At 64.7% G+C, this 24,914-nt stretch carries 22 protein-coding genes and 8 pseudogenes; 17 read left to right on the forward strand and 13 right to left on the reverse strand.

Annotated features, from left to right (window positions below; translation table 11 throughout):
• Positions 1-3 precede the first annotated feature (3 nt).
• The 3 genes and pseudogenes from G4G28_RS07200 to G4G28_RS07210 form a co-directional block, all read right to left on the reverse strand.
• Positions 4-1,012: pseudogene (locus G4G28_RS07200) on the reverse strand (SIS domain-containing protein).
• 44 nt (positions 1,013-1,056) lie between these two features.
• Positions 1,057-2,139: pseudogene (gene nagA / locus G4G28_RS07205) on the reverse strand (N-acetylglucosamine-6-phosphate deacetylase).
• Positions 2,136-3,014, reverse strand: coding sequence for a BadF/BadG/BcrA/BcrD ATPase family protein (locus tag G4G28_RS07210; protein ID WP_183108186.1), 879 nt, complete (start codon positions 3,012-3,014; stop codon positions 2,136-2,138). Before G4G28_RS07210 ends, nagA begins: the two are co-directional and overlap by 4 nt.
• Before the next feature lie 376 nt (positions 3,015-3,390).
• Here G4G28_RS07210 and G4G28_RS07215 point away from each other — a divergent pair, with 376 nt between their 5' ends.
• The 4 genes from G4G28_RS07215 (at position 3,391) to G4G28_RS07230 (ending at position 9,631) form a co-directional block, all read left to right on the forward strand.
• Complete coding sequence (locus tag G4G28_RS07215) at positions 3,391-6,174, forward strand: type VI secretion system Vgr family protein (RefSeq protein WP_182991438.1); 2,784 nt, start codon at positions 3,391-3,393, stop codon at positions 6,172-6,174.
• A gap of 20 nt (positions 6,175-6,194) precedes the next feature.
• A complete protein-coding gene (locus G4G28_RS07220) occupies positions 6,195-7,865 on the forward strand; it encodes a triacylglycerol lipase (RefSeq protein WP_182991439.1) in 1,671 nt (556 codons plus the stop codon).
• A 114-nt stretch (positions 7,866-7,979) separates the two neighbouring features.
• The gene (locus G4G28_RS07225; protein WP_182991440.1) at positions 7,980-9,287 is read left to right on the forward strand and encodes a T6SS immunity protein Tli4 family protein; all 1,308 of its coding nucleotides are present in this window, start codon (positions 7,980-7,982) and stop codon (positions 9,285-9,287) included.
• 77 nt (positions 9,288-9,364) lie between these two features.
• Positions 9,365-9,631, forward strand: a complete 267-nt coding sequence (locus G4G28_RS07230; protein ID WP_182991441.1) for a PAAR domain-containing protein — start codon at positions 9,365-9,367, stop codon at positions 9,629-9,631.
• A 142-nt stretch (positions 9,632-9,773) separates the two neighbouring features.
• On the opposite strand, the gene G4G28_RS07235 is transcribed toward G4G28_RS07230, so the two are convergent.
• From G4G28_RS07235 to G4G28_RS28890, 4 genes and pseudogenes are all read right to left on the reverse strand, one after another.
• Entirely contained in the window at positions 9,774-11,033 is a 1,260-nt protein-coding gene (locus G4G28_RS07235; RefSeq protein ID WP_183108187.1) for a hypothetical protein, read from the reverse strand.
• 178 nt (positions 11,034-11,211) lie between these two features.
• On the reverse strand, positions 11,212-11,529 hold the full coding sequence (locus G4G28_RS07240; protein WP_183108188.1) for a GIN domain-containing protein: 318 nt from the start codon (positions 11,527-11,529) through the stop codon (positions 11,212-11,214).
• Entirely contained in the window at positions 11,432-11,752 is a 321-nt protein-coding gene (locus tag G4G28_RS28885) for a GIN domain-containing protein (RefSeq protein WP_374039776.1), read from the reverse strand. Before G4G28_RS28885 ends, G4G28_RS07240 begins: the two co-directional genes overlap by 98 nt.
• 169 nt (positions 11,753-11,921) lie before the next feature.
• Positions 11,922-12,593, reverse strand: a pseudogene (locus G4G28_RS28890) (GIN domain-containing protein); the annotation flags it as partial.
• A 114-nt stretch (positions 12,594-12,707) separates the two neighbouring features.
• Between G4G28_RS28890 and G4G28_RS07250 the strand changes: the two are divergent.
• The 12 genes and pseudogenes from G4G28_RS07250 (at position 12,708) to G4G28_RS25395 (ending at position 19,518) form a co-directional block, all read left to right on the forward strand.
• Positions 12,708-13,532 (forward strand): metal-dependent hydrolase, encoded by an 825-nt coding sequence (locus G4G28_RS07250; protein ID WP_183108190.1) that lies wholly within the window; start codon positions 12,708-12,710, stop codon positions 13,530-13,532.
• An 83-nt stretch (positions 13,533-13,615) separates the two neighbouring features.
• Positions 13,616-13,801 (forward strand): hypothetical protein, encoded by a 186-nt coding sequence (locus G4G28_RS07255; RefSeq protein ID WP_182991445.1) that lies wholly within the window; start codon positions 13,616-13,618, stop codon positions 13,799-13,801.
• A gap of 32 nt (positions 13,802-13,833) precedes the next feature.
• On the forward strand, positions 13,834-14,298 hold the full coding sequence (locus G4G28_RS07260) for a hypothetical protein (protein WP_182991446.1): 465 nt from the start codon (positions 13,834-13,836) through the stop codon (positions 14,296-14,298).
• A gap of 14 nt (positions 14,299-14,312) precedes the next feature.
• A pseudogene (locus tag G4G28_RS07265) lies at positions 14,313-15,895 on the forward strand (AAA family ATPase).
• The gene (locus G4G28_RS25375) at positions 15,896-16,102 is read left to right on the forward strand and encodes a hypothetical protein (RefSeq protein WP_229507928.1); all 207 of its coding nucleotides are present in this window, start codon (positions 15,896-15,898) and stop codon (positions 16,100-16,102) included.
• A gap of 121 nt (positions 16,103-16,223) precedes the next feature.
• Positions 16,224-16,676, forward strand: coding sequence for a general secretion pathway protein GspB (locus G4G28_RS25380; protein WP_229425589.1), 453 nt, complete (start codon positions 16,224-16,226; stop codon positions 16,674-16,676).
• A 34-nt stretch (positions 16,677-16,710) separates the two neighbouring features.
• Positions 16,711-17,245 (forward strand): annotated as a pseudogene (mobB, locus tag G4G28_RS07280) (molybdopterin-guanine dinucleotide biosynthesis protein B).
• Positions 17,246-17,264: 19 nt separating this feature from the next.
• Positions 17,265-17,462, forward strand: a complete 198-nt coding sequence (locus G4G28_RS07285) for a YjfB family protein (RefSeq protein WP_182991448.1) — start codon at positions 17,265-17,267, stop codon at positions 17,460-17,462.
• A 95-nt stretch (positions 17,463-17,557) separates the two neighbouring features.
• Positions 17,558-17,853, forward strand: a pseudogene (locus G4G28_RS07290) (DUF2282 domain-containing protein).
• Between the two features lie 46 nt (positions 17,854-17,899).
• A pseudogene (locus G4G28_RS25385) lies at positions 17,900-18,607 on the forward strand (DUF692 domain-containing protein); the annotation flags it as partial.
• Positions 18,604-18,978: pseudogene (locus G4G28_RS25390) on the forward strand (DNA-binding domain-containing protein); the annotation flags it as partial. The pseudogenes G4G28_RS25385 and G4G28_RS25390, both read left to right, overlap by 4 nt.
• 312 nt (positions 18,979-19,290) lie before the next feature.
• Positions 19,291-19,518, forward strand: a complete 228-nt coding sequence (locus G4G28_RS25395) for a hypothetical protein (protein WP_229508135.1) — start codon at positions 19,291-19,293, stop codon at positions 19,516-19,518.
• Here the strand turns inward: G4G28_RS25395 and G4G28_RS07300 are convergent.
• The 6 genes from G4G28_RS07300 to G4G28_RS07325 all read right to left on the reverse strand — a co-directional run bounded on the left by G4G28_RS07300 (position 19,505) and on the right by G4G28_RS07325 (position 24,025).
• The gene (locus tag G4G28_RS07300) at positions 19,505-20,866 is read right to left on the reverse strand and encodes a proprotein convertase P-domain-containing protein (RefSeq protein WP_183108191.1); all 1,362 of its coding nucleotides are present in this window, start codon (positions 20,864-20,866) and stop codon (positions 19,505-19,507) included. The genes G4G28_RS25395 and G4G28_RS07300 overlap by 14 nt on opposite strands.
• Positions 20,781-21,149: a hypothetical protein gene (locus G4G28_RS07305; RefSeq protein ID WP_183108192.1), complete on the reverse strand. Its 369-nt coding sequence runs from the start codon at positions 21,147-21,149 to the stop codon at positions 20,781-20,783. The genes G4G28_RS07300 and G4G28_RS07305 overlap by 86 nt, the downstream gene beginning before the upstream one ends.
• Before the next feature lie 415 nt (positions 21,150-21,564).
• Positions 21,565-21,849: a DUF883 domain-containing protein gene (locus tag G4G28_RS07310; protein WP_182991452.1), complete on the reverse strand. Its 285-nt coding sequence runs from the start codon at positions 21,847-21,849 to the stop codon at positions 21,565-21,567.
• A gap of 104 nt (positions 21,850-21,953) precedes the next feature.
• On the reverse strand, positions 21,954-22,166 hold the full coding sequence (locus G4G28_RS07315) for an RNA-binding S4 domain-containing protein (protein ID WP_182991453.1): 213 nt from the start codon (positions 22,164-22,166) through the stop codon (positions 21,954-21,956).
• 58 nt (positions 22,167-22,224) lie between these two features.
• On the reverse strand, positions 22,225-23,619 hold the full coding sequence (gene fumC, locus G4G28_RS07320; protein ID WP_183108193.1) for a class II fumarate hydratase: 1,395 nt from the start codon (positions 23,617-23,619) through the stop codon (positions 22,225-22,227).
• A gap of 124 nt (positions 23,620-23,743) precedes the next feature.
• Positions 23,744-24,025 carry a hypothetical protein gene (locus G4G28_RS07325; RefSeq protein WP_183108194.1) on the reverse strand — a complete coding sequence of 94 codons (282 nt, stop codon included), beginning with the start codon at positions 24,023-24,025 and terminating at the stop codon, positions 23,744-23,746.
• A 370-nt stretch (positions 24,026-24,395) separates the two neighbouring features.
• On the opposite strand from G4G28_RS07325, the gene G4G28_RS07330 reads away from it, so the two are divergent.
• Complete coding sequence (locus G4G28_RS07330) at positions 24,396-24,887, forward strand: hypothetical protein (RefSeq protein ID WP_210283287.1); 492 nt, start codon at positions 24,396-24,398, stop codon at positions 24,885-24,887.
• The last annotated feature ends 27 nt before the right edge of the window (positions 24,888-24,914 follow it).

Genomic DNA, 24,914 nt, shown 5'->3' on the forward strand with positions numbered 1-24,914 from the left:
AGTTCAATTGGTCTTGGTGACTTTGCTCAGGTGACGCGGCCGGTCCGGATCGAGCCCGCGCGCTTTCGACAGCTGCGCCGCCATCACATAAAAGGCCTGGATCGCGACGATCGGGTCGAGGTCGGGCGTGGCGGCCACCGGCAGGGTCAGGTCGCGCTCAGGCACGTCGTCCGGCGCGGCCAGCAGCACGCGCGCCGCGTCCGCGCATCTCGGCAGCGAGGGTCAGCAGACCCGCCTGGGCCGGGCCGCGAGTGGCGAAGATCAGCAGCGGATAGCCTTCCTCGATCAGCGCCATCGGGCCGTGCTTGATCTCGGCGCCGGAAAACGCTTCCGCCTGCAGGGCCGAGGTTTCCTTGAATTTCAGGGCCGCCTCCAGGGCGATGGGGAAGCTGATGCCGCGACCCACCACCATGATGTTGCGCGCTGGCGCCAGCACGTCGATGGCCGCCGACCAGTCGGCCTGGCTCGCCGCGCGCAAGGCCTCGGGCAGGGCGGCAACGCCGGCTTTCAGTTCCGCGTCGTCCTGCCACTCGGCCACCAGGCGCGCACCGGCGACGAGACTCGTGATGAAACTCTTGGTGGCGGCCACGCTCTGCTCCTTCCCGGCATGCAGCGGCATGGTCCAGGCGGCGCTCTGCGCCAGCGGCGAGCTGTCGTCGTTCACCAGGGCCACCGTGGTGGCGCCGCCGGCGCGGAAGTACTGGATCGGTTCCACCACGTCCGGGCTCTGGCCCGACTGCGAAATGGCAATCGCCAGCGTGTCGCGCGTGACCAGGGGCGATTTGTACAGCGTGACGAGCGACATCGGCAGCGAGGTGACGAGGCGTCCGAGGCGCGACATGATCAGGTAGGCGACATAGCTTGACGCATGGTCCGAGCTGCCGCGCGCCACCGTCACCGCGCTGTGGAAATTCGTCGACCTGAGCGTGCGCCCGAGTTCGGCGTAGCGTTCGGTGTCCTGGCTCAGTTGCAGCGCGACGCAGTCGCCGGCGGACATGGCCTCCTGCAGCATCAGCGAGGTGGCGGGTGCGCTGTCGGTCGCGCTTTTGCTGGAATTCATACGGCTGCTCCTTCGATATGGACGGCTTTGATGTTCAGGTCGCGGCCGAGCACCACGAAGTCGGCATGGCAGCCCGGCGCCAGGCGTCCGCGCAGCGGTTCGCCCAGTAATCGGCGGCATTGGTCGACACGCGCCGCGACGCTTCCGCCAGCGGCAGGCCGATCTTCACCGGGTTGCGCAGGGCGCCGTCCATCGTGAGCGTGGAGCCGGTCAGCGTGCCGTCAGCCAGGCGCACGCCACCCATGCACTTGTGGACGACCTGGCGCCCCAGCATGTATTCGCCATCGGGCATGCCGGAAGCGGCCGTCGAATCGGTCACGCAGAACAGGTGCGGAATCGCGCGCAGCGCCACCTTGATTGCGCCCGGATGGACGTGCAGCAGGTCGGGATGATCTCCGCGTACTGCGCGTGTGCCAGCGCCGCACCCACCATGCCCGGCTCGCGGTGGTGCAGGCCCGGCATCGCGTTGAACAGGTGGGTAAAGCCGGCCGCGCCGTGTTCGAGCGCGGCGACGCCGTCTTCATACGAGCCGCTGGTATGGCCGATCTGCACGCGCATGCCCTTGTCGGCAAGCAGGCGCACGAGCTCGAGGTGGCCGTGGATCTCGGGCGCCACCGTGATCACGCGCAGCGGCGCGCGACGGGCGTAGTCTTCCACCTCGCGCAGGGTCGCTTCCTTTGCAAACGGCGGCTGGGCGCCCAGTTTGGCGGCATTGATGTAGGGGCCTTCCGGTGCACGCCGAGGATGCGCGCTTCGCCCTTGCCACGCTCTTCGATGGCCGCGCCGATCGCATCCAGCGCGCGTTCGATGTCTTCCGGCGGCGCCGTCATCGTCGTGGCCAGCAGGCTGGTGGTACCGTGTTTCGCGTGCAGGGCGGCGATGACGTGCGGCGCGTCGCCGCCTTCCATCATGTCGCGTCCGCCGCCGCCGTGCACGTGGACGTCGATGAAGCCGGGCAGGATGTAGTCGTCGTTATTCCCGTCAGGGTCGGCCGGGCTGCCGGCGATGGCCTCGATGATGGCGCCGTAGCGCAGTTCGCCGTGGATCCAGCCGTCCGGCGTGAGGATGTTGCCTTTCATGGTGCGGCCTTCTTCAGGTGACGTTCGATCATGCGCAGCGCGCCTTGCGCCGAGTCGCCCTGCGGCGCTAGGCAGCGTGCACGGGTCTCTGGCGGCAGCCAGGCCAGCAGCACTTCGCCCAGGCCGCCGCACAGGGCCAGCGGCAGGCGCGCGGACGGGTCGAGCGCATGGGCGATGCTGGCCACTTCGCGGCCCGCGTGTTCGAGGATGGCACGGGCCACCGGATCGGTGTCGCCATGCAGGATCACGAAGCGCGCCAGGCTCGCATAGGCCGTCTGGTTGGCGCGCCCGAGCCAGACCTGGACGGCATCGCGGCTGCCGCCGCAGGCTTCGATGACCTCGCGCGCAAACGCGCCGCCTGCGACGCGGCCATCGATCACCTGTTCGATATGGTTCAGCGCGCGCAGCCCCATCCATGCGCCGCTGGCTTCGTCCCCGGCCGGGAAACCCCAGCCGCCGACTTCCACCTTGCTGCCGTCTTCCAGCATCGCTTCGCCGACGCTGCCCGTGCCGATCGCGACGATCGCGCCTGGTTCTCCGCCATGGGCGCCCATCAGGGTGCTGAAGCCGTCGGTGCCCAGCACCAGGGCGGCGAAACCGGGATCGCTTGCCACGAACTGCGCGGCCCATTCCTTGTTGTGCACCCCGGCCAGGCCCAGGCCAATCGCCATCGAGGACAGGGGAGGGGAACCGATATCGGCCACCGCGCAGGCTTCGCCGATGGCTTGCATGATGGTGGTCCAGGCGTTCTGGATGCCGTGCGAGAGACCGGAAGGGCCGGCACTGGCCTGCGCCAGTTCGACGCCGTTGGCGCTGGCGAGACGTACGCGGGTGCCGGTGCCGCCGCCATCGACGCCGATGAGGTATTCGATCATGGTTGAGGGGCGCCTGGAGAGGCTGCCGCAAGCTGGAAAAGGGGTCAGGGCACTATAGGCAGGCTGCCTGGGTCTGTCAACAGGTATTTAAGTGGTATTGTTTTTGGGTAGAAGTGGTATGGTTTCGTGCCGCTGCCGATTCGCCTTGGCTAGCTCAATGAGCAGCTTCATTTATGTGAATCGGGCAGGGATGTTGCTTTTTGCTGAACGAAGTCGTGTGCCGGTTCGCCGTCATGCAGTACGAGAGGCAAAACCATTCGTGCCTTGATGCTGCGCAATGTCCTGTTTGAACTATTTCATTAATTTTCGTTAAGAACCCATCGGTTTTGTGAAACCTCATGAAATGAGACCAGGTGCCTTGCACGAACTTAACTAAATGAAACCATTCCCCATTCCTGAGTCCCGTAGCGGGTTGTTGCCAAAAGAGCTGGTTAGCCTGTTTGGTGGATTGAGCGAAGCGAATCGTGCCATTCGACTGCGCATGTCAGGTCGCCAGGGCATTGTTGATGACGTTTTGCTAGTGAAGCAGGTCAGCGGACAGGAAACCATGTGCGGCGGACTGGAATACCGTTTGTACTGTGTATCGCTGGATCCTGCCTTGCCACTCAAGGACTTCATCGCGGTTCCGGTCGAAGTGCAGTTCGTTACCGACCGAGGAGAGATGCGTTCTGTTTGCGGCATTGTCGCGGAAGCGATGGCGGGGCAGGCCGACGGTGGACTTGCGACCTACCAGCTGTTCGTGCGCGATGCGTTGGCCCTGATGGAGCAGCGCGTGAATACCAGAGTATTCCGTAACCTGAATGAAGTCGACCTGTCAGCAGCCATGCTTCGCGAATGGAAAAACACGAATCCCATCCTGGCAAAAGCTTTCGACATTGATATGTCCGGCGTACGCGACACGTACCCCACGCGTGAATTCACGATGCAGCACAACGAATCGGACGCTGCATTCCTGCGCCGGCTCTGGAAGCGGCGGGGTATTTCGTGGTTCATCAGGCCTGGACAGGCCAGCAACGATGGCAGTAGCAGCACACCTGCTCATACGCTCGTCCTGTTCGATTCGTCGTATTCGCTTGTCCAGAATGCAGCTGGTGCCGTACGTTTCAATAACGACCGGGCTACCCAGGCAGCGGACGCAATCTACAACTGGAGTGCGCTGCGGACGCTCCGGAGTGGCAGTGCCACGCGGCAGAGCTGGGATTATCGCAGCGGTGGCATGATGTCGGTTCATCTACCCACCGTCATGCAGCAAGGTGAGGCCGGAACCCAGTTTGCTTTCAGTCTTGATGACTATGTGGTCGATCCGCCGCATGCAGGACACGACGCCGCCGATTATCAGCGCTTGGGCGAACTGCGCATCAGGCGGCACGAATACGCGTCGAAGTGCTTTCGCGGCGAAGGCGGGGTGCGAGACCTCTGCGTTGGCCAGTGGTTCCGGCTCGATGGACATCCGGAAATCGACATGCATAACGACGACCAGCGTGAATTCGTCCTGACCCAGTTGTGGGTGAGCGCAGAGAATAATCTGCCGAAGACGGTGGACGAGCGCGTTCAGCGCCTGTTTTCCGTGAATGGCTGGCAGGGAGATGGTATAGCGGCGGAACTTCATGCTGCAAGCGTAGAGCGCGATATGCGTTACACGAATCGCTTTGCCTGTGTGCGGCGCGGCATTCCAATTGTCCCAGCCTTCGACCCCCGCACTGACCTTCCTCGTGTGACATTACAAACTGCCATTGTCGTCGGCCCACCCGGAGAAGAAGTGTATTGCGACGCACTGGGCCGGGTGAAGCTGCGCTTTCCAGGAACCCGCGAACAGGATCACGCATCGGGACCCGGCGCATCGAACACCGATACCGACTCTGCATGGATACGCGTAGCCAGTTTCTGGGCCAGCGACAAGTGGGGCAGCATGCATCTGCCACGGGTTGGCAATGAGGTGCTGGTCGACTTCCTCGGCGGCGATCCAGATAAACCTGTCGTCGTCGGTAGTCTGTATGGAAAACCTTTGCCGCCGGCATTCAGTCACACAGGCGAACTGCCCGGCAACCGCTTCCTGGCAGGTATCAAGAGCAAGGAAGTAAAAGGCATACGCTACAACCAGCTCCAGTTCGACGATACCCCGGGCCAGATCAGCACCCAGCTTGCAAGCGAACATGGCCACAGCCAGCTCAATCTGGGGTGGCTGACACGGCCGCGCCAGAACGGGCAGGGCGGCGCCCGCGGGGAAGGCGCCGAACTACGCTCGGACGGCGCAGTGTCGGTGCGCGGAAAATCCGGCGTGTTCATCAGTGCGGAGGCCCAGCGCGGGGCGCAAGGGGCGTTGTTGCAGCGGGAATCCTTGCTTGGATTGGCCGAGGTACTGCAAAGCGTTCAGCAGCAGCTATCGGAGCTGGCACAGACTCACCACGCCGATTCGACACCGGCTGCACAATTGGGGGACCTGGTCAAGCGGCTCAAGGCGTGGGAAAACGGAACGAACGTGAGTCCCGATGCCAGTGAAGGACAGGCTGCGGTCGTTGCCGTTAGCGCACCGGCAGGGGTAGCGATCGGCAGCCAGGACAATGTTCTGCTCGGCGCCCAAACCCAGATCGACCTTATCAGTGTGGGTACAACCCATGTCAGCGCCGGCAAAACCTTCCTCGTTCGCGCAGCCGAGAGTATCAGCCTGTTCGCGCACAAGCTTGGCCTGAAACTGATCGCGGCGTCCGGCAAGCTGGAACTGCAGACCCATAAGGACGATATGGAACTGACGTCCGCCAAGCGCATCGTGCTGAGCGCGGCAGACGAAATCGTGCTGCAAGCGCCGAAGCTGCGCTTCATTGCACAAGGGGCGCAAGTCGATATCGGTGGCAATGAGATCGTGCAGCAGTGCAGCGGCAATCACACCATCAAGTCTGCCAAGTTTGCCCACCTCACCGGTGGGGGCGGAAATGTGGCCTCCTTAAATCTCCCAGCCAGCGACATCAAGACCGACGAACGCATCATCTTGTTCGACCAGCAATCGGGCCTGCCTGTCAAGGATCGGGCTTACCGTGCAATTCTTGATGATGGCCAGGAAATCACCGGGAAAACCGATGCGGAAGGACGTACAGAACTGATGCATTCCGTAGCGATGGGAGAGGTGCGGATCATTATCGACCCGCATTCCGACAATGCCTGACAACTTCTTAAGCGGACGCCATGGCTGAACCGATCCGACGACTCCCTGATCCCATTGTCAACGCCGACGGCAAACTGGAGGGCAAAAGCATCCTCACACCGCAGTCTGTGAAAACACGCGGTGCGATTGCGATTCCTTCTAACAAAGTCATTCCAGTGATTCTCGTGCCAGGAATTATGGGGAGTAATTTGCGGGCAACAACAAACAAAAAACAAGCCCAAAACACTGAATTGTCGGTCGGGAATCCGGCTTGGCGCCCTCCAAACGGAGTCCGCGAAGGTTTGCGCGAAGCGAAAATGTGGGATGGGCGTGGCCCGGCCGTTCGTCAACAGATACTCGATGGTGACACACTTGAAGTCGACAATACGGGACTGATTGAGCCATCTGGTGAGATGGAAGGCATGACCGTCGAACAGCTGCGCAACAGATGGTGGGGAGAAGTTCACTGGTCCAGCTATGGACCATTGCTGTGCGAGCTGCAAAGCAAACTGAACAGCACGTTCGAAGCGTCTTTGATTTTGAGAAACCGGCAACCCAACTCGCACTGGGAGTCGATCATGGAATACGACCATGAAAAATGGAATGCTGCTGACATGTCCAAACTCACCGTAGGGAATCTGGAAAAATTCGCGCAGTACCAATACCCTGTCTATGCCTGTGGCTATAACTGGACGCAGTCAAATGAACTGTCGGGCATACGCCTGAAAACCCGTGTGCTGGAAATTATCGACCTTTGGATCAAGCGTAAATTCGACTGTAAGCAGGTCATTCTGGTGACGCATTCAATGGGCGGACTGGTAGCTCGGGCATGCGCCAAGCAAATCCCTGACAGGATTGTTGGGATATCGCACGGCGTCATGCCTGCACTGGGTGCTCCCTTGGCCTACCGGCGTATGGCATGCGGCACCGAAAAGAGCTCTCCATCGGCGACGATCAAAGGTAACTTCGAAATGGAGAAATTTTCTCAGATTGCCGGTGATACTACCGAAAAAACGACTCCCACAATGGCCATGGCCTGTGGTGCGCTGGAACTTCTCCCCAATCACCTTTACCCGCAACCGTGGTTGATGGCTTCAGTGAGAAAGAGGGATGGCAGTATCGAGGACGTTTGCCCGCTTTTCTATCAAAATGTTTACGACCTATATCGTGAGTTCTCAACGTGGTACCGCGTAATCGATCTGGATCTAGTTGATCCTGCTCGTAAATATGATCCAAAGACCGGCGAAGCGAAACGTGCTGTAATACGCGCGGTCGGCCAGGCCGAAAAGTTTCATACCCAGGTGCTTGATAGCTATTATCATCCAAATTCGTATGCCTATTACGGTGCCGACCCGGAGCAGCTTTCGTTCGGCGTATTTCGCTGGATAACAGACGATCAGGGTGCATTGAACCAGCAAGTACGTTCGCTGCTCATCGTCGGGCAGGGCCGGGGAACCAATTTCAACGGTGGAAAAACCATGATTATGCCCGAGAATTTCGTTGGCGCGGGAAGCAGCTATTTCTTCATGCCAGGAGCGCAAGACGCCCCGGGCGACGGTACTGTATCGCATCAATCAGGCGACGGACCGCGCGGCAGGGTCAAGCGCGTGTTCCGCACAACGGGCTTTTCTCATCAGGGTAGCTATAAGGACGAACACATGATAAGTCTTACTTTCAACCTGATAGCTCGAATAGTGCAGGAGGCAAAATAATTGAAAAGCTCAAAAAAATACGCGATAACGGCTGCGACTGCAGTCGCCGTCGCGATAGCGGTGATTGATCGAGCTTGTGACCACTTACCTGGGCCGGAGATTGGAGGAAGAAGCGTGGCGCAAAATATGACACATAAAATGAAGTCAGTATGCGTAGGCAGGTTTATCATCGATTTGCCAGAGGAATCCATTGTGAAATTTGCGCCTGCGCGAATAGCTGGGGTAAACATCAATGTGGAACCTGGATATACCGATGCAAAAATGAAGAGCGAGATCGAGCTGCGCGAGCAGGAGCTGAGCCTGCAAAAGAATGAGTATGACCAGCCAAGTTTGGAAAAAAAGAACAATGTCGATGCCCTGAACTTCAAGGCGGTAATTATGCATTACGCACGAGAAAAGCCCGTGACTTGGTTTGAGTTAGGGAAGAGGATTTCTGGTGCGGAGGAGGGGATTTCCCTCGAAGCATTCGGCCTATATGACAATCTTTTGTTTTATTACAGAGCGGAGCATCTGGCATCGCCGAAGAACGAGAATAATGTACTGAACTTAGTACGAAAAACTGAGGCGCGCAATTCCGATTCGATTCCACCGCAGCCCGGGTTTTGCATGGAGAATGGTCTGATTCACGACCCCATTTCGCCAGACGATAATGAATCGATCGCGATGTTCGCGTCCTTGAAGGGCCACCCCGACATTGCAATAAGACTCCACATGTTAGTCAATGACGACCGGGTCGAGGAATCGTTGCTGGCGCGTGACGCGAGAAGCCGTATCAAGAGACTATATCCGAACCGAATCAAGAACTTGCGGCGGCAACACCGTGCTCTCAATGGCATCGAAGGTGATGAAACGGCCAACAAGTACAAGGAGGACAATGGGACGAGTGCGCACGCGCTCATGTGGTTTTCACCGGGAAAAGCGCGGGATGTACTGGCACCTCAGTTGTCGCTGGAGCTTGAAACAGGCATAGGCCGGCCGGGTGAACCAGTCAATTCCAGTCTCTCAGACGAGGCAGTGCTTGAACTGTGGGACAACATTACGAAAAGCATCCGGCTGCGGCCAACGTCAGCTACGGGCCAGGCCGGCACTGTGACCGTAAAACATCAGGTAGCGCTGGGAGAACTTGCTGCGACGGGCCGTCGTTGTCCGCAAACAGGATATTGGCAATGCGATGCATCCGGCCAGATCGAGGACGACCAGCGCCAATTCCTCAACCAAGGTGACCTGATGCCCAAGGCCATCGTGCGCGGCACGCCGAATCTGTGGCAGAAGCTCAGCGGCGATTTGCCTCTGCATCGCGTTTCGACGGTCTGGAAGCTGGTCGCCTACGATGCGGCTGCAGTCGGGAAGTCGGCGACCGATGGCAGTGGGCTGCCCCGCCAGGCGCCAACGGCATCGGATTCCGACGATGCAGCCACCTGAGCAAAGCTGACACGCTCGTGCCCGTGACGCTAGCGCGGCCACGGCCCGACTACTTAGAGCAAGGGATCAAACTCACCATGCCCAATGTTATCCGCCTTGGCGACACGACCAGCCATGGAGGCAAGGTCGTCAAGGTCGCAGCCAGGCACTATACGATCGGCGGCATCCCTGTTGCTTGCGTAGGCGACGTATGTACATGTCCAATGAAAGGACATGACGGGTGCACAATTGCTGAAGGAAATCCCACCCACCTCGTCGAGGGCGTCCAAGTGGCTTACGATGGGCACAAGACAAGTTGCGGAGCATCTCTCATAGCCAGCCAAACCGTCTTCACGGCTGGGTAAGAATTTGCGCGAAGCGACAGTCCAGGTCCTGTTACGCGGTTGTGTAGGCAGTGCGGGCCTGCACTCAGGCTTTGGATGTTGATGAAATCGCAGCTATTTCAACTTGACCCTGCATTCATAAAAAGCGGACGACGGGTGCCCCTTACCGCCCGCGGCAGACAAACCCGTATTCCGTCACGCTGCACCCCTGCTTGATACACTGCGCCGCGTGATAGCCATGTTCCCGGCACGCCTTCAGCGTTGCCGTCATCGAGGTATCGGGCGCCGTCGGTTTTTCCGCGCGAACCGCGGATGCACGTGCGACCTGACGGACGGGACGGGCCGGCTCCTTTTTCGTCACAGGCTTGCTGGCGCTGGCAGACTGCTTGCGCACGGTCCGGCTCGGCGGCTTCGATACAGGCGCGGAGGGCGCGCGTTCCACGACGGGCTCGGGCGCGGGCGAGGCTTGCGGCCTCCCTTCAGCCGCTTCGGATGCCGGGCGTTCCACCGCCTCGGCAGCGGCAGGCGGATCCGCTTCCAGCATGACGAGGGGCGGTACCCCGGATACAGGACGGGTCTCGGTCTCCGCAGGCGGCACAGGCGCGTCGCCGGCAGCAGCTGGCTTGACCGGCTTCGCTTGACTCGCGCCTTGCGTGCCGGCTTGAACCGCCGGTCGCTCTGCTTTTGCTGCGGTGGCGACAAGCGCGAGCGCGCCCGCATCGTGTTGCTCCCGGTATAGCCAGCGACCACCCCGGGCAATGGCTGCCACGGCGAGCACGCATGCGCCCCACAGCACGTAGCGCGGCTTGAACCACGCGGGCCCGCTTCGGGGGCGCGTGAACGGTTCAGTAGCCTGTGGCGCCGGCGGTGGCGGGGTGAAGTCGAACAGGGGGTCTTGCGGCGCGGCCGCCTGCTGCGTCGGGGGAGGAGCCAGCGCCGGCTCGAACAATGAATCCTGCGGCGCGGCCGCCTGCTGCGTCGCATACTGCGCAAGCGTTGGCCCGGCTGGGGCAGTCCTCGGCTGCTGAAGGGGTTCCTCCGGGGAAGTGGACAGGTCGTGCTCAGGCGCGAGAAGCGGGAGGTGCGCGGCCGGCACCGTGGGCTCGACGGGCGCAGCGACAGGCGCGGGGGGCAAACCAGGTTGCACGTACTGCGCCTCGAGGGCAGCAATTTCCTCGAAGACGCTTTCCAAGGCCAGAGGATCCGGCTGAGAATCTGGTAGTTCCGCCACGGCAATGGGCGGGTCGGCTGCGGCGCGCTCCCGCCATACGCCATGCGTAGAACGGGGCTCGGCGGACGCCGCTTTCCTCGGCAGCGGCACCTTCGCCACCTCTGCCTTCCGTTTCGCATTGCCCGCTGTGTTCGTCGGCGGGAGGGGGAGTGCTGCGCTTTGGCCTATGTCTTCAAGCAATTGCGTTTTCATGATGTGCTACGACTTCCAATTGCGGTGGAAGGTAGAGCTTAGCGCCTTTTCAATATTGGGTTAGCGCGGTTTGTAAGCAGTTGTGAGCAGGCATGGCGGACCTGCCCTCAAAGACGGGCCCGGCGGCGGCTGTCGGGCACCCGCCGGACTCGTCGCCACGCAGCGCGCTTCAGTTACTTTACTCCACCAGTAAGCGCCCGCTGCGCTCGACCGCCACCACTTCCGCCCGCCCGCTCTCCTTGCGCACCGGGTTGACCCTGGCGCTGCCCGGTCCGCGCACGTTGACGTCGCTCTGGCGCACCGTCAGGCGGCGCGCTTCCAGGCTGCCCGAGCCGCTCAGGTCGGCGCTGATGCGCTCGACCTGACCTTCGAGCGAACCTTGCCGGGGCCGCTCATCTTCAGCGCGACGCGCTTGCCTTCGACGGCAGCCGACAGGTCGCCCGAGCCGTGCAGCGAGGCTTCCGGGTGTCCTGCACCTTGTCAAGCGTGACGTCACCGGGACCGCTGCTGTCGATGAAGGCATTGCGCACCGTCAGGTGGTCGGCTTCCAGTTCGCCCGAGCCGTCGAGGTCGGCGCGCAGCTCGTCGACTTTGCCGCTCAGCTTGGCGTTGCCGGGGCCGCCCATGCGCAGGGTGGCGCGCGCCGCCGCCAGGCCGCGTGCTTCCAGGTCGCCGGAGCCGTTCACGTCCGCTTCGAACGCAGTAATGTTGCCGCTCACGCAGGCGTTGCCGGGACCCTGCTGGCGGCTCGTGACTTTTCCACCTGCAGGCTGCAACCGTCGAAGTCGCCGGAGCCGGTGAGCTCGACCCGCAGTTCGCGCGCGCTGCCGCGCAGGTGCACGCCGCCGGGGCCGCTGACCGGGCGACGGCGCGCACTACGCGCACGTCGTCCGCTTCGAGGTCGCCCGAGCCGCTCACACGCGCATTCAGGTCGTTGCCGACACTGCCCAGGCGCACGTCGCCGGGGCCGGACATGGTCAGCGCCACATTGGCCGCCTGCACGCCGCGCAGGTCGAGCTCGCCACTGCCGCTGCCGTTCACTTCCAGCACGCGCACGGCGCCCCGGGCGCGCACATCGCCAGGACCTTGCGCGGCGAGGACGAAGCGCTCGCCCTTGATTGCGTCGACTTCGACGTCGCCGCTGCCGTTGTTGACCAGTTTCTTGAGCCCCGATGCGGCAATGCGCACGACGACTTCCGGCCGGTTGTCCTTGCCGAAGTGGATACCCCAGCGCGAACGCTGGCGCACGACCAGGGTGCCGCCGCGGACTTCGCTTTCGATCTCGGCCAGTTGCTTGGCGTCCCCAAGCAGGTCCAGGCGCGGCGCGCCTTCGCTGACGACGACGCGGAAGGGGCCGGAGACTTCGATGGCGTCGAAGGCGGCAACCGGGCGTTGTTGGGTAGTGACGGCAGGGCGCCGTTCCTCGGCGGTGACGCTGTGCATGCCGGCAAATCCGGCGCAGAGCAGGAAGGCGGCGACGGCGATGTGCTTGTGTTGGGTAGTCACGGGGTGTCCTCGTTGTTTTTGTGGTGTCGGTAGCGTCGACATTAAGGGAAACATGGCCGCTACGCGCAGCCCAACCGATAGACGTGCAAAATAGCGGTATCAACCGTCGAAGAGGGCGATGAACGGCGCGGGTTCTCCGCCCATGCCCCGGTGCACGAAGGAGCTGCCATGCTTGATTTAACTGTCCGCAAGATCGACGTCGACCTGTCGCAGGGCTTCGGCCGCCACTGGAATGGAGGCGATGCCTACCGCACCCAGCTGTTCAATGCGCTGTCGATGACCTTTCCCCTGGGGGAACAATTGTTCATCGATGCGGTGCGCGACGTGCCCGAGGCATGCCTGCGCGATCCGGTGCTGCGCGCCCAGGTGAAGGATTTCGTCGGCCAGGAAGCGACTCACCGCCATCAGCACGTGCAGTACAACCGCGAGCTCGAACGCCAGGGCCTGCCCTATACGCGCGAAGAAAAGCTCAAGAAACGCATGCGCCGTGTGGATAAGCTGGGAGTGCTGAACAGGCTGGCCATTACCTGCGCGCTCGAGCACTACACGGCGATGCTGGCCGACGGCGCGCTGCGCTACCCCGAGTGGCTGCAGGGGGCCGAGCCGCAGATGCGCACGGTCTGGTCCTGGCATGCGGTGGAGGAGCTCGAGCACAAGGGCGTCGCGTTCGACGCCTATGTCGCGGCGGGCGGCGGCTACCGGCGCCGGGTGTTGTGGTACCTGCATGCGAGCGCGATCTTCGCGATCGACGCCTTCATGCAGACGCTGCACAACCTGCGCAACGATGGCCACCTGTTCAAGGCCCGTACCTGGACGGGGGCGCTGCGCTTCTGGTTCGGGCGCAACGGGCTGGCGCGGCACATCGTGCGGCCGGCGCTGGCCTACCTGTCGCCGCGCTTCCACCCCTGGCAGCACGACAACAGGGACTTGATCGCGGCGTGGCTCGAGCACAACAGCAAGGCCTGGCAGCCCGTCCGGACGCGCGCTTCCTGAGCAGAGACGCACTGTGGCGGGAGCCAGCGCTGCCATGGGGCGCCGGGAACTGTCATAATGCGCACTCGCGCAAGGAGAACAGAGTGATTCGTTACATGGGCACGCGCAGGAACAGCGAAGGTGCCATCGTCTATGTATTTATCGTGAACGGCCTCGAGAAGGAGGTACGCGAGCACGCGCTCAAGCAGCATCCCGGCTGCTACGAGGCGCTGCCTGCTTCCACGAAGGCGAAGATCGCCGCCAATCGCGACTGGCTGTCCAAGTTGTGACCTGCCTTGCCGCCGGTGCATTCAGCCGGGCAATGCGCCCGCGGCTTGCGGCCGGCATCGTGCTGGCGCTGGCCTGCTCGAGCGCGGCGGCGGCGCCCTCTACCTTCGGCACCGTCATCGGCAGCGCCTTGCTGTGCCGCAGCCATCTCGAGAATGCCTATTTCCATCAGTACCTGACCACCGCCTTCGGCCCGGCCTACAAGCACGAGGGCGGCGCCTTCTGGTTCAAGCTTGATGCCAGCCTGTGGGGCAAGCCGGTCCTGGAGGTGATGGTCAGCGACGATACCAGCGCCATGGTGTTTGTCGGCGCCGTCGTCGATGCCAGGCCGGAAGAGCTGGAAGAAGCGATCCGGGTCAGTGCCGGACTGCATCACAAGGCCCGGGACGGTTCGGCCGCGCCCTTGAGGATTTCCAATCCGGGCAGCGTCATCGCTTATCAGAACGGCAAATCCAAAATATACTGCGCGAGGTATAAACCTCTGCCGCCAGGCCGCTAGTTCGTCGACTCCTCATGTACACCCATTACTTCAGCCTGAAGCAGGCTCCGTTCTCGATCGCGCCCGACCCGCGCTACCTGTTCATGAGCGAGCGCCACCGCGAGGCGCTGGCCCACTTGCTGTACGGCATAGGTAGTGGCGGCGGGTTCGTGCTGCTGACGGGCGAGATCGGCGCCGGCAAGACGACGGTCTGCCGCTGCTTCATCGAGCAGATTCCCGACAATTGCCGGCTTGCCTATATCTTCAACCCGAAGCTCACCGTCGCCGAACTGCTGCAGTCGGTCTGCGAGGAGTTCCGCATCGCGGCACCTGGTGGGCAGGGCGGGGTCAAGGGCTATGTCGACGCCATCAACCTGTACCTGCTCGAAGCGCACGCCCAGGGCCGCAACAACGTACTCGTTATCGACGAGGCGCAGAACCTGGCGCCGGACGTGCTCGAACAATTGCGCCTGCTGACGAACCTGGAAACGAGCGAGCGCAAGCTGCTGCAGATCATCCTGATCGGCCAGCCGGAACTGCGCACGATGCTGGCGCGTCCCGAGTTGGAACAATTGGCCCAGCGCGTCATCGCCCGCTACCACCTGGGGCCGCTGTCCGAGCCCGAAACCGGTGCCTATATCGCGCACCGCATGGCGGTGGCCGGTTTCGTCGGCGCCCCGGTGTTTCCGCCGGCGAGCGTGGCACTGGTGCACCGCATTAGCCACGGCGTGCCGCGCCGCATCAACCTGCTGTGCGATCGCGCGCTGCTGGGCGCCTATGTGGAAAACAGCCGCGAGGTGACGCGCAAGATCGTGCTCACGGCTGCCGCCGAAGTGTTCGCGGGCGAGGGGGCACCACCGCCGCCACGCAGGGCGCGCTGGCCGCTGGTGGCGGGCGGGCTGCTGGCTGGCGCCGCACTGAGCGCGGCCGCGGCCTGGCAGGTGTTGCCGCACGCGGCGGCACCCGTGTCGCCGGCCGCGTCCGCGACCGGCAAGGTCACTCCGGCGCCGGCGGCGACGGTGCTGCCGGCCGGACAGCTTGATGAAGCGGCTGCGCTACGCGCGCTGGCCCGGCTGTGGGGCGCACCGCTGCCGGCGGGCGAACCCTGCCAGGTGGCCTACCGTCTCGACCTGCGCTGCCATGCGGGGCGCGGCGGCATCTATGAACTGCGCCAGCTCGACCGCCCGGCCGTGATCACGCTGCGCGAGGGCGCGGCCACGCGCTACGCCGTGCTGGTGGGCATGGACGAGCGCAGCGCCACGCTGGAAGCCGGCGGCAAGCGCCAGCGCGTCGACCTGGCCGCGCTGGTCGCGCGTTTCAGCGGCGAATACACCACCTTCTGGACAATGCCGCGCGCCTTCCGCGACCACCGGGGCAGGGCGACGAAGGACCGGATGTCGACTGGCTGGCGTCGCGCCTGGCCCAGCTCGGCCGGGTGGCGGCGCCAGATGCCGGCCGGCCACTGGACGCGCGCACCCGCGAGTGGCTGCGCGCCTTCCAGTCGCAACAGAACCTGAAAGCGGACGGCGTGGCCGGTCCGCGCACCTATATGCGCCTGAACCAGATGACCGGCGTGAACGAGCCGCGCCTCCTGGCCGGCGCGGGGACGGGACACTAAATGTCGTACATTCTCGAAGCACTCAAGAAGGCGCAAGCCGAACGCCAGCTGGGCAACGCCCCGGACATCCACACCCCGGCACCGCTGCAGGTGGCCACGCCGGCGCCAGGGGCCAAACCGCAAGCCCTTACTGCTGGGGCTGGGAGCGGGCGTGCTGGTGGCGGGCGTGGTCGGCGTGTTGGCCTGGCGCGCGCAGGCACCCGGTGATGCTCAGCCGGCCGTGCTGGCACAGGCCCCGGCCGCAGCGACTGCGCAGCCGGTGCCGGCCCCTGCACCGGCTGTCGCACACGCGCCGGCTGCCCCACAGGCGCCATTGATCTTGCCGGATGTGCCCGCCGACACGGCCCCGCCGGTGCCTGCCAGGCCGATGCCGGCGGCACCCGCGCCGACGCCTCCCGCTCCGGCGCCCGCGCCCCGCCGCGCGCCCGGGCAGCCCGCTGCCGCATCGGCGCCTGCGCCGCGCGACGCCGTGCCGGAAGCCGTGTATTTGCCGGCCCCGGCGCGCGTAGCCGAGACGCCGGCGCCGCGTCCGCCCGAGCCGCCGCTCGAGGAGAACCTGCGTACCTTGCAGCAGCTGCCGGACGCGATCCAGCGTGAGGTGCCGAAGGTCAGCTTCGGCGGCTACATCTATTCGCCGAACCCGGCCGATCGGCTGCTGCTGGTCGACAAGATGCTGCGCCGCGAGGGCGAGGAGGTGGCGCCCGGCCTGGTGCTGGAACGCCTGCTGCCGAAGTATGCCGTGATGAACTACCGCGGCACCCGCTACCGTGTCGGCTACTGATTCCCCTGCGGCCGCGAAAGCGGTGTGTGGCAAGGTGCTGGCCGTGGTCGGCTGGTCCGGCAGCGGCAAGACGACCCTGCTCGAATTCTGGTCGGGGCGCTGGCCGCGCGCGGACTGCGCGTGAACATCGTCAAGCACAGCCACCACGACATCGTGCTGGAGCCGCCGCACAAGGACAGTGCGCGCCTGCGCGCGGCCGGCGCCGCCGAGGTGATGATCGCCTCGCCCTACCGCTATGCCATCCTGCGCGAACTGCGCGGGGAGGGCGAGCCGCCGCTGGCGACCAGCTGGCGCGCCTGGCGCCGGCCGACCTGACCCTGGTCGAAGGCTATAAATGGGAGGCGCTTCCCAAGCTCGAGGTGTATCGCCCGGCGCTGGGCCGGCCGCCGCTGTATCCCGACGATCCGCTGGTGGTGGCGGTGGCCTCGGATGAGGCTCCCGACGAGGCTGGCCTGCATGCGCCCCCATGGCTCGACCTGAATGCGCCGGCAAGCGTCCTGGCCTGGCTCGAATCCTGGATGACGGCAGATCCTAAAGTTTCCGAAAAACAAGCCGTTAATGGGGGATAACCCTCACCAGGAGCATCGCATGGACGTCGCCAGCATCGCCAAGTTGTCCACCACTATTGCCGAGACCGGCAACAAGGAAGAAGTCGCCATGACCATGCTGAAAAAGCAGCAGGACATGCAGAAGTCGATGGCCACCCAGCTCCTGGGCACCATCGCGCCGCCTCCCGCGCAGAACCTGCCGGCGCATCTGGGCCAGAACGTCAACACGACCGCCTGAGCGCTGGTAATCTTGTCCCCGCCGGTTGCCGCCACGCGGCGGCCGGGTTATCCTGCCGGGTGCCCATTCGCCCACGCCCTGCCAGGAACCGCTCCATGAACAAACGCCAAGCCGCCATCGCCGCCGCCCTTGCCGGGCTCTGCGCCGCCTCGTCCACGGGCGCTGCTGCGCAAGACGATTCCATGTATGGCAGCAAGCCGGACCAGGAGCGCTGCTACGGTGTCGCCAAGACCGGGCAGAACGACTGCGGCACCGCCCCCACGGCTGCGCCGGCATGGCACGTGTCGACAACGATCCGGCCGAGTGGAAGATGGTGCCGAAGGGCAGCTGCGAAAAGGCGGGCGGCAAGCTCAGCGCGCCATCCACCCAGCCGCCCGTCCAGGCAAAGTAAGCGGTGCGGGTAGAGGGGGGGCGCTGCTGCCGGCGTCGGCGTCGGCCTGCGCGCGCCGCACTACCGCGCCTTTCTCGCCACGCGCCAGCCGGTCGGCTGGCTCGAAGTCCATAGCGAAAATTTCCTCGCCCGCGCTGGCTGGGACTGGCACGTGCTGCGCACGCTGCGCCGCGACTATCCCGTCAGCCTGCACGGAGTCGGCCTGGGGCTGGGCTCGGTGCATGGCTTCTCGCTCGAACACCTGGCACGCGTGCGCGCGCTCGTCGATGCCGTCGAGCCGGCCCCGGTCTCCGAACACCTGAGCTGGGGCGCGCTGGGCGAACGCCACCTGAACGATTTATTGCCGCTGGCGCTGGACGAAGCCATGCTGGCGCTGCTGACCGGGCGGGTAGGGCGGGTGCAGGATGCGCTGGGGCGCCAGCTGCTGCTGGAAAACGTGTCGCGCTACGTCCGTTTTCGCGGCGACACGATGAGCGAGGCGCAGTTCCTGGCCGAGCTGGTGCGGCGCAGCGGCTGCGCGCTGCTGCTCGACGTGAACAACCTGTATGTCAACCAGCAGAATCACGGCGAGGATGCGCTGGCCGCGATCGCCGCGCTGCCGCAAGACGCCGTACGCGAAATCCACCTGGGCGGCCACCTCGACGCCGGCGGCCTGCTGGTCGACCATCACGGTGCCCAGGTTGCGCCGCCCGTCTGGACCCTGTACCGCGCGGCATTGGCGCGCTTTGGCCGCGTGCCTACCCTGATCGAATGGGACAGCGAGGTGCCGGCGCTGGAAGTGCTGCTGGCGGAAGCCGGCAAGGCGGAGGCGATCGGCGCTGCCTTCCTGGTGCCGGCGCCGCGGGCAGGCGAAGAGACACCCGCGCCGTATGTGCCCGGGCCTGCACTGCGCGCTCATGCCGGCCTGCAGGCCAGCTTTGGGCGGCCCTGTTCGACGCCGGGCGCGAAACCGAACTGGCGCAGGCCTTGCTTGGTGCCAATCCCGTCGAACTTGGGCGGCGCATCGCCGTCTACCGCGGCAACCTGCACGCCAGCTGGGAGCGCGCGCTCGCAGCAAGCTATCCGGTCCTGCGCGAACTGGTGGGGACGGCATTCTTCACGGCTATGGCGCATGCCTATGGCCGCGCGCACCCGTCGCAGGAGGGCGACCTGGCCGCTTTCGGCGCGCAGCTGGCTCGATTCATTGAAGCCTATGCGCCGCTGGCCGCCTATCCCTACATGGCGGATATGGCGCGCCTGGAATGGACGCTGCACCGCTGCGCCAGTGCCCCCGAGGCGCCGGTATTGCACGCCGTCGATCTCGCCGCCACCGACCCGGCAGCACTGGAGGCAGGCCGCTTCCCGCTGCATCCGGCCTGCGCCCTCGTTTCCAGCCCCTGGGCGGTCGGGACACTGTGGCGAGCGCATGGGGAGGGCGGTCCGCCGTTTCCGCAGCAAATGGCCACGCCGGGCTACGTCCTGGTGACGCGCCCGCGCTGGCACCCCAGCGTGACCGATATCGATGCGGCGGCACATGGGGCACTGGCGGCGCTGGCCGCCGGTGCCACCCTGGGTGATGCGCTCGACGCGGCGTTCGCACTGGACGAGGCTTTCGACCTGGGCGCACGCTTGCGCGAGTGGCTGGCGCTGGGCGTCTTCCTGCGCAGCGACCTTACTCCGACTTGAAGGTCCAGCTTTCAATGTGGCCGGTGTCCTGTGCCCCGCGGTCGCTGACCCGCAGGCGCCAGGTACCCAGGCGCGCCTTCGAGCCGAGCGACAAGGAATAGCTGCGGATGATGTTGTCGGTCCCGCTGCCGCTGCGGTTGTGCAGGTTGTACACCGTGCCGTCCGGCGCAATCAGGTCCATCACCAGGTCGCCGATGTAGGGATGGATGATGCGCACATCGACCGTCACCGCACCCGCGCTGCCTGCCGTATTGACGCTTACCGGGCTGGCCACGCCGGTCGTGTTGTTGTCGGGGATCGTGTAATCGCCCGTATTGCTGACTGTGACGCTTGCAGACACCGGCGCGGCCCGGAAGCCTGCGAGTGTGGCGGCACGCTCATTGAGTACGCGCGCGTTGTTCGAACGGGTGCTGGTCCCCATCGCCACGCCGTTGCGCGTCTTGCTGGGGTTGGACCACCAGTTGATGCGCGGGCAGCCGTTCGGGCAGTCATAGGCCATGATGGTGCGCCAGTTGCGACTCGGCGACAGGTAGCCGTGGCCATACGCATATGGCGTCGTGCTGCTGTCTTCCTCCGGATTGTGGCGCGCCCCGAACAGGTGGCCCAGCTCGTGGCCAAACGAGTAGTTGCCGACCGCGCAATCGGCGGTCACCGCCACGAAGGCCGAGGTGCTGGACGCGTGGATGGTGCCGTTGCCGCAGCCGCTGTTCCCGTCGGTCAGGAGCACGCCCACATCGGCCGCGTAGGTAGTGCGCTGGGCATGGATTTCGTCCATCACGCGGTCGTCGACGTCGGCATAGCGGCTACGATCGGTGCTGTTGCTGCCGCTCTCGCTGTAACTTACCGGCGCCACATGCGCCAGCTCCACGCGTGCATTCACGCCCGCGTTGACGTAGCCCTGGTTGGTCTCAGCCACCGCCAGGTTGATCTCGCCAACGATGTCGCCAATGCGATTCTTCGCGGCCGGCGTGTAGTTCACCAGCACGCGGATGACCGGCGTCCCGGCCAGGGCCGGCGTCACCGTCGTGCCGGGCAGCGTGGTGGCCGGTAGCTGGCGCTCCAGCGGCTGGCGTTCCAGCGGCTGGCGTTCCAGCGGCTGGCGCTCCGGGGACTGGCGCTCCAGCTCCCGGCGATATTCGCTTTCTTCGTGGTCGCGCGGGAAGGCGGCGCTGTCGATCTCGGCCACCGCATGGCTGCCATCGGCGGCGCTGCGGATGCGATACAGCTTGCCTTCGTGGCGGATACTGCCCGTTACCCGGCCTTCATGCACGACCAGGATGGTTTCTTCCGCTGCCGCTTCGGGCGTGCCGGGTGCCGCGGCATTGTGCTTGCCCACCCAGACGGCCACGCCGCCGCGCGTCGTAGCGCTGGGCGCGGCGTGCGGTGAACTGGCGCCCGTCCGGCAGCGGCATGCTCAATTCGGCCGCGCCCAGCGCGGCCGGGTTGACGTGCAGGCCAAGGCGCGCACGGCCTACCTTGTTGTCCTTGCCGAAGGGCGAGTTGGCGGCCGCGGCCTGGCCGGTGACGCTGCGCGTGGCGCCGTTTTCAAGGAACAGGGGTTCTGCCGCGTGACCGGCTGCGCTCGCCAGCAGCAGTGGGAGTGCGAGGGCGAGGGGAAGGCGTTTGATCATTGCTGGGTCTCCGTCGTTGTGGTTTTATCTTTTACTTAACAATTAAAAAATTGTTAAGTGATAAGAGTAGAACGTCGGAAACGCCTCGGTCTTGCTTCTTCGCGACAGCAGTTGCGCGATCACGCCAGAAGCGCAATCCCGGATGAGCATGCCCCGTCGAGGGCGCGGAGCGGTTCGTCGGCAGCGGCGCACCGGCTGGTCCGGGCACGCGCTTCCCCCGCCACGGCAAGGCAGATGCAAGGACAACCGACGATGGGAAGGACCGAACGAGGCGGGCACGACAAAGCCCGCGTACGGCGCCGGAGGGCGGATGAGGAATCAGGAGGGAACAGCAGGGCGAACGACAATGAAACAGCGCAACAGGAGGTGGACTCGTGCAACGCGGAGCGCGGCGCCGGAGGGCGCCGCGATGGACTCAATGGAAGGCGCGCAGGATCCGTGCTTCGCCGGTCAGGTCGGCGTAGCGCTCGTTGGCCAGCCGGGTCGCTTCCATCATGCGACACAGCTGGGCGTCCTCGAAGCGTTCGAGCTCTTCGTTGGCCGCGTTGAGCGCCATGGCCAGCTTGGCGCGCGCGTTCTGGTACAGGACGCTGGTGTATTGATCGGTGTTTTTCAGCAGCTCTTCCGCGTTTTCAATGACAAGGCGCAGATCGCCGATCAGCCTTTCCTGCGTTTGCGGGTTTTCGTCCGGAGTGTTCATCGCTCTCACCTTAAAGCCGGTTGATCACGTCTTAAAATTAAAACAAGGACTACCGGTCGCGTTTGTCTGCGCGCAAAGGTGCGCCGTAGAGGCCGGCAGTCCGCCTACTGCACCGAGATACGTACGTCGCCCACGGTCACGGTCTGGCCCGTGCGGATTTTCGCGGTCTTGCGCAGCTCCTGCTTGCCGTCGACCGACACCGCGCCGCTGGCCACCATGTTCTTGCCGGCGCCGCCGCTGTCGCACAAGCCCACCAGTTTCAACAGCTGGTTGAGTTCGACGAACTCGGATGTCAGTTCGAAAGTTGTCTTTTGCATACTATCCTCTGGAAAAATTGTAGGGCGCACAGTTGGGTTCGGTTTGCGCCCCCAACCCTCATTCCGGATCCGGCCGCGTCATGTCGATCGGAACGATCCACTGCTTGAACTGCTCTTCGTTGACATGGCCCGATTGCAGCGCCGCCTCGCGCAGCGTGATGCCGGTGTGCTGGGCGTGCTTGGCGATTTGCGCGGCGCGATCATACCCGATGTGCGGTGCCAGCGCGGTCACCAGCATCAGCGAGCGTTCCATCAATTCGCCGATGCGCGCGCGGTTCGGCTCGATGCCCTGCGCGCAGTGCTCGTCGAAGGAGCGCATGCCATCGGCCAGCAGGCGCGCGCTTTGCAGGAAGTTGTGGGCGATCATCGGCTTGAACACGTTCAGCTCGAAGTTGCCCTGGGAAGCGCCGATCGTCAGCGCGACGTCGTTGCCGAACACCTGGCAGCACAGCATCGTCATCGCTTCGCACTGGGTCGGATTGACCTTGCCCGGCATGATGGAACTGCCCGGTTCGTTCTCGGGGATGGTGATTTCGCCCAGGCCCGAGCGCGGGCCGGAGGCCATCCAGCGGATGTCGTTGGCGATTTTCATCAGGGCCGCGGCCAGGGTCTTGAAGGCGCCATGGCTGCTCACCAGGGCGTCGTGGCCGGCCAGCGCGGCAAACTTGTTCGGCGCGCTCTTGAACGCCAGGCCGGTGCGCGAGCCAAGCTCGGCGGCGATGCGCGCGGCGAATTCCGGATGCGCGTTCAGGCCGGTGCCGACCGCGGTGCCGCCGGCGGCCAGCGCCAGCAGGCCGGGCAGGGTGGACTTGATCGCGCTTTCCGCAAATTCCAGCTGGGCGACGTAGCCGGAAAATTCCTGGCCCAGCGTCAGCGGCGTTGCGTCCTGCAGGTGGGTGCGGCCGATCTTGACGATGTCGGCGAAGTCGCGCGACTTGACGAGCAAGGTGCCGCGCAGCCGGGCCAGCGCCGGCAACACTTCCTTCGTCACCGCGATCGCCGCCGCCACGTGCATGGCGGTAGGGAAGATGTCGTTCGAGGACTGCCCCATGTTGACATGGTCGTTCGGATGCAGCAGGCGTGCCTCGCCCCGCTCGCCGTTCAGCAGCTCGGAGCCGCGGTTGGCCAGCACCTCGTTCATGTTCATGTTGCTCTGGGTGCCGGAGCCGGTCTGCCAGACCGCGAGCGGGAATTCATCGGGATGGCGGCCGTCCAGCACCTCGTCGGCGGCGGCAATGATGGCGTCGGCCTTGTCGCGCGGGAGCTTGCCGAGCGAGCGGTTGACGGCGGCCGCGGCGCGCTTGACCTGGGCCAGTGCGGCAACCAGTTCCGGCGCCATCTTTTCGGTCGAAATGTGGAAGTGATGCAGGGAACGCTGGGTTTGCGCACCCCACAGGTGGCTGGCCGGTACCTCGATCGGGCCGAAGCTGTCTTTTTCTATCCGGTTTTCCATGGACTCGTCCTGTTATTTCGAAGCTGGAGCTAAAGAGTGTATCCGAACACCCGTTAATTACGCTTAGGCTACAAATTCACCCGATCCCATGGCGACCCGTCTTTCCCTACTGCTGTCGAGCTTGCTAGCAGCCTCCGTTTTCCCGGCCGCCGGCGCGCATGCGGCCGAACTGGGCGAGGCGAAAGTCGGGTCCCATATCGGCCAGCCGCTCGTCGCCGACGTCGAACTGACGATGATCGACGACGCCGCCAACCCGGTCCAGGTGCGCCTGGCTGACCCGAATGTGTACCGCGGCGCGAACATCGCCATGCCGGCGGTGCTGGGCAGCCTGAACATGTCTGTGATGCGCCGCGATGGCCGGCAGTTCCTGCATCTGACTTCGCTCAAGCCGGTGGAAGGCCGGCATCTGCACCTCTACCTCGACCTGGCCGACGGCAAGGAAAGACAGGTGCGCCTGGTGACCTTGTGGCTGACGCCCGATCCGAATCCGGTTCCGGTGCCAGCACCCGCGCCAGCCGCGCCGGTCGCCGCCGTCGTACCTGCTGCTACGCACGCGGCAGCGGCCGCTCCGGCGGGGCCTGCGCCTGCCGCGCGCAAGGCACCGCCGGTCCCATGCCGAACGCGCGCCGAAAAGGCACGCGCCGGCACCGGCAAACCCCGCTGCGTCCCCCGCGCTTGCGGCCAAACCCGCAACCTGCGCAGCGGCACCCGCCGCCGAGCACGTCAATGCCTGCGTCGCACTCGGCGAAAAGAACGCCGCCCTGCGACACGAGCTTGTGCGCCTCGAAGACAGGATGGACAAGCTGCAGCTGCTGGCCGGCCACGCGTCGGCGTCGGCGCCGGCAAAGGATGCCACGGCGGTCCCGGATGCGGACGTACAAGGCCCCGAGGCGCATGCTCCATCCAAACCGGCCGCCCCGCAGGCCGCGCCCCGCATCCACGCCAAACCGAAAAAGGCCCCGCCACCGGAAGCGGAGACGTCCTGGCTGCCGATCGCGGGCGCGGTAGCCGCGCTGCTGGCACTGGGCGGCCTGGTGGCCATGCTGGTGCGCCGCCGCCGTGCCGCGAGCGGCAAGATGGCGCAGCAACAGGAAGCTGACAGTCCGGAAAAGGGGGCCGGCGTCTCTGGCGCGGGCTCCGGCAAGCGCAATTTCGTGGCGACTGTGAAAGCGCGCTTGATGGCCTTGAGGCGACATAACCCGGCGCAGGACGCTGCGCAAACGGCGCCGGAAAGCGCTGCGCAACCGGCCGCGGAGGCGGTCGAATAGCCGCGCACGAATCGTCTACACAACTGC

This window comes from Massilia sp. Dwa41.01b (assembly GCF_014171775.1).
In the GTDB taxonomy this organism is placed as follows: Bacteria; Pseudomonadota; Gammaproteobacteria; order Burkholderiales; family Burkholderiaceae_D; genus Telluria.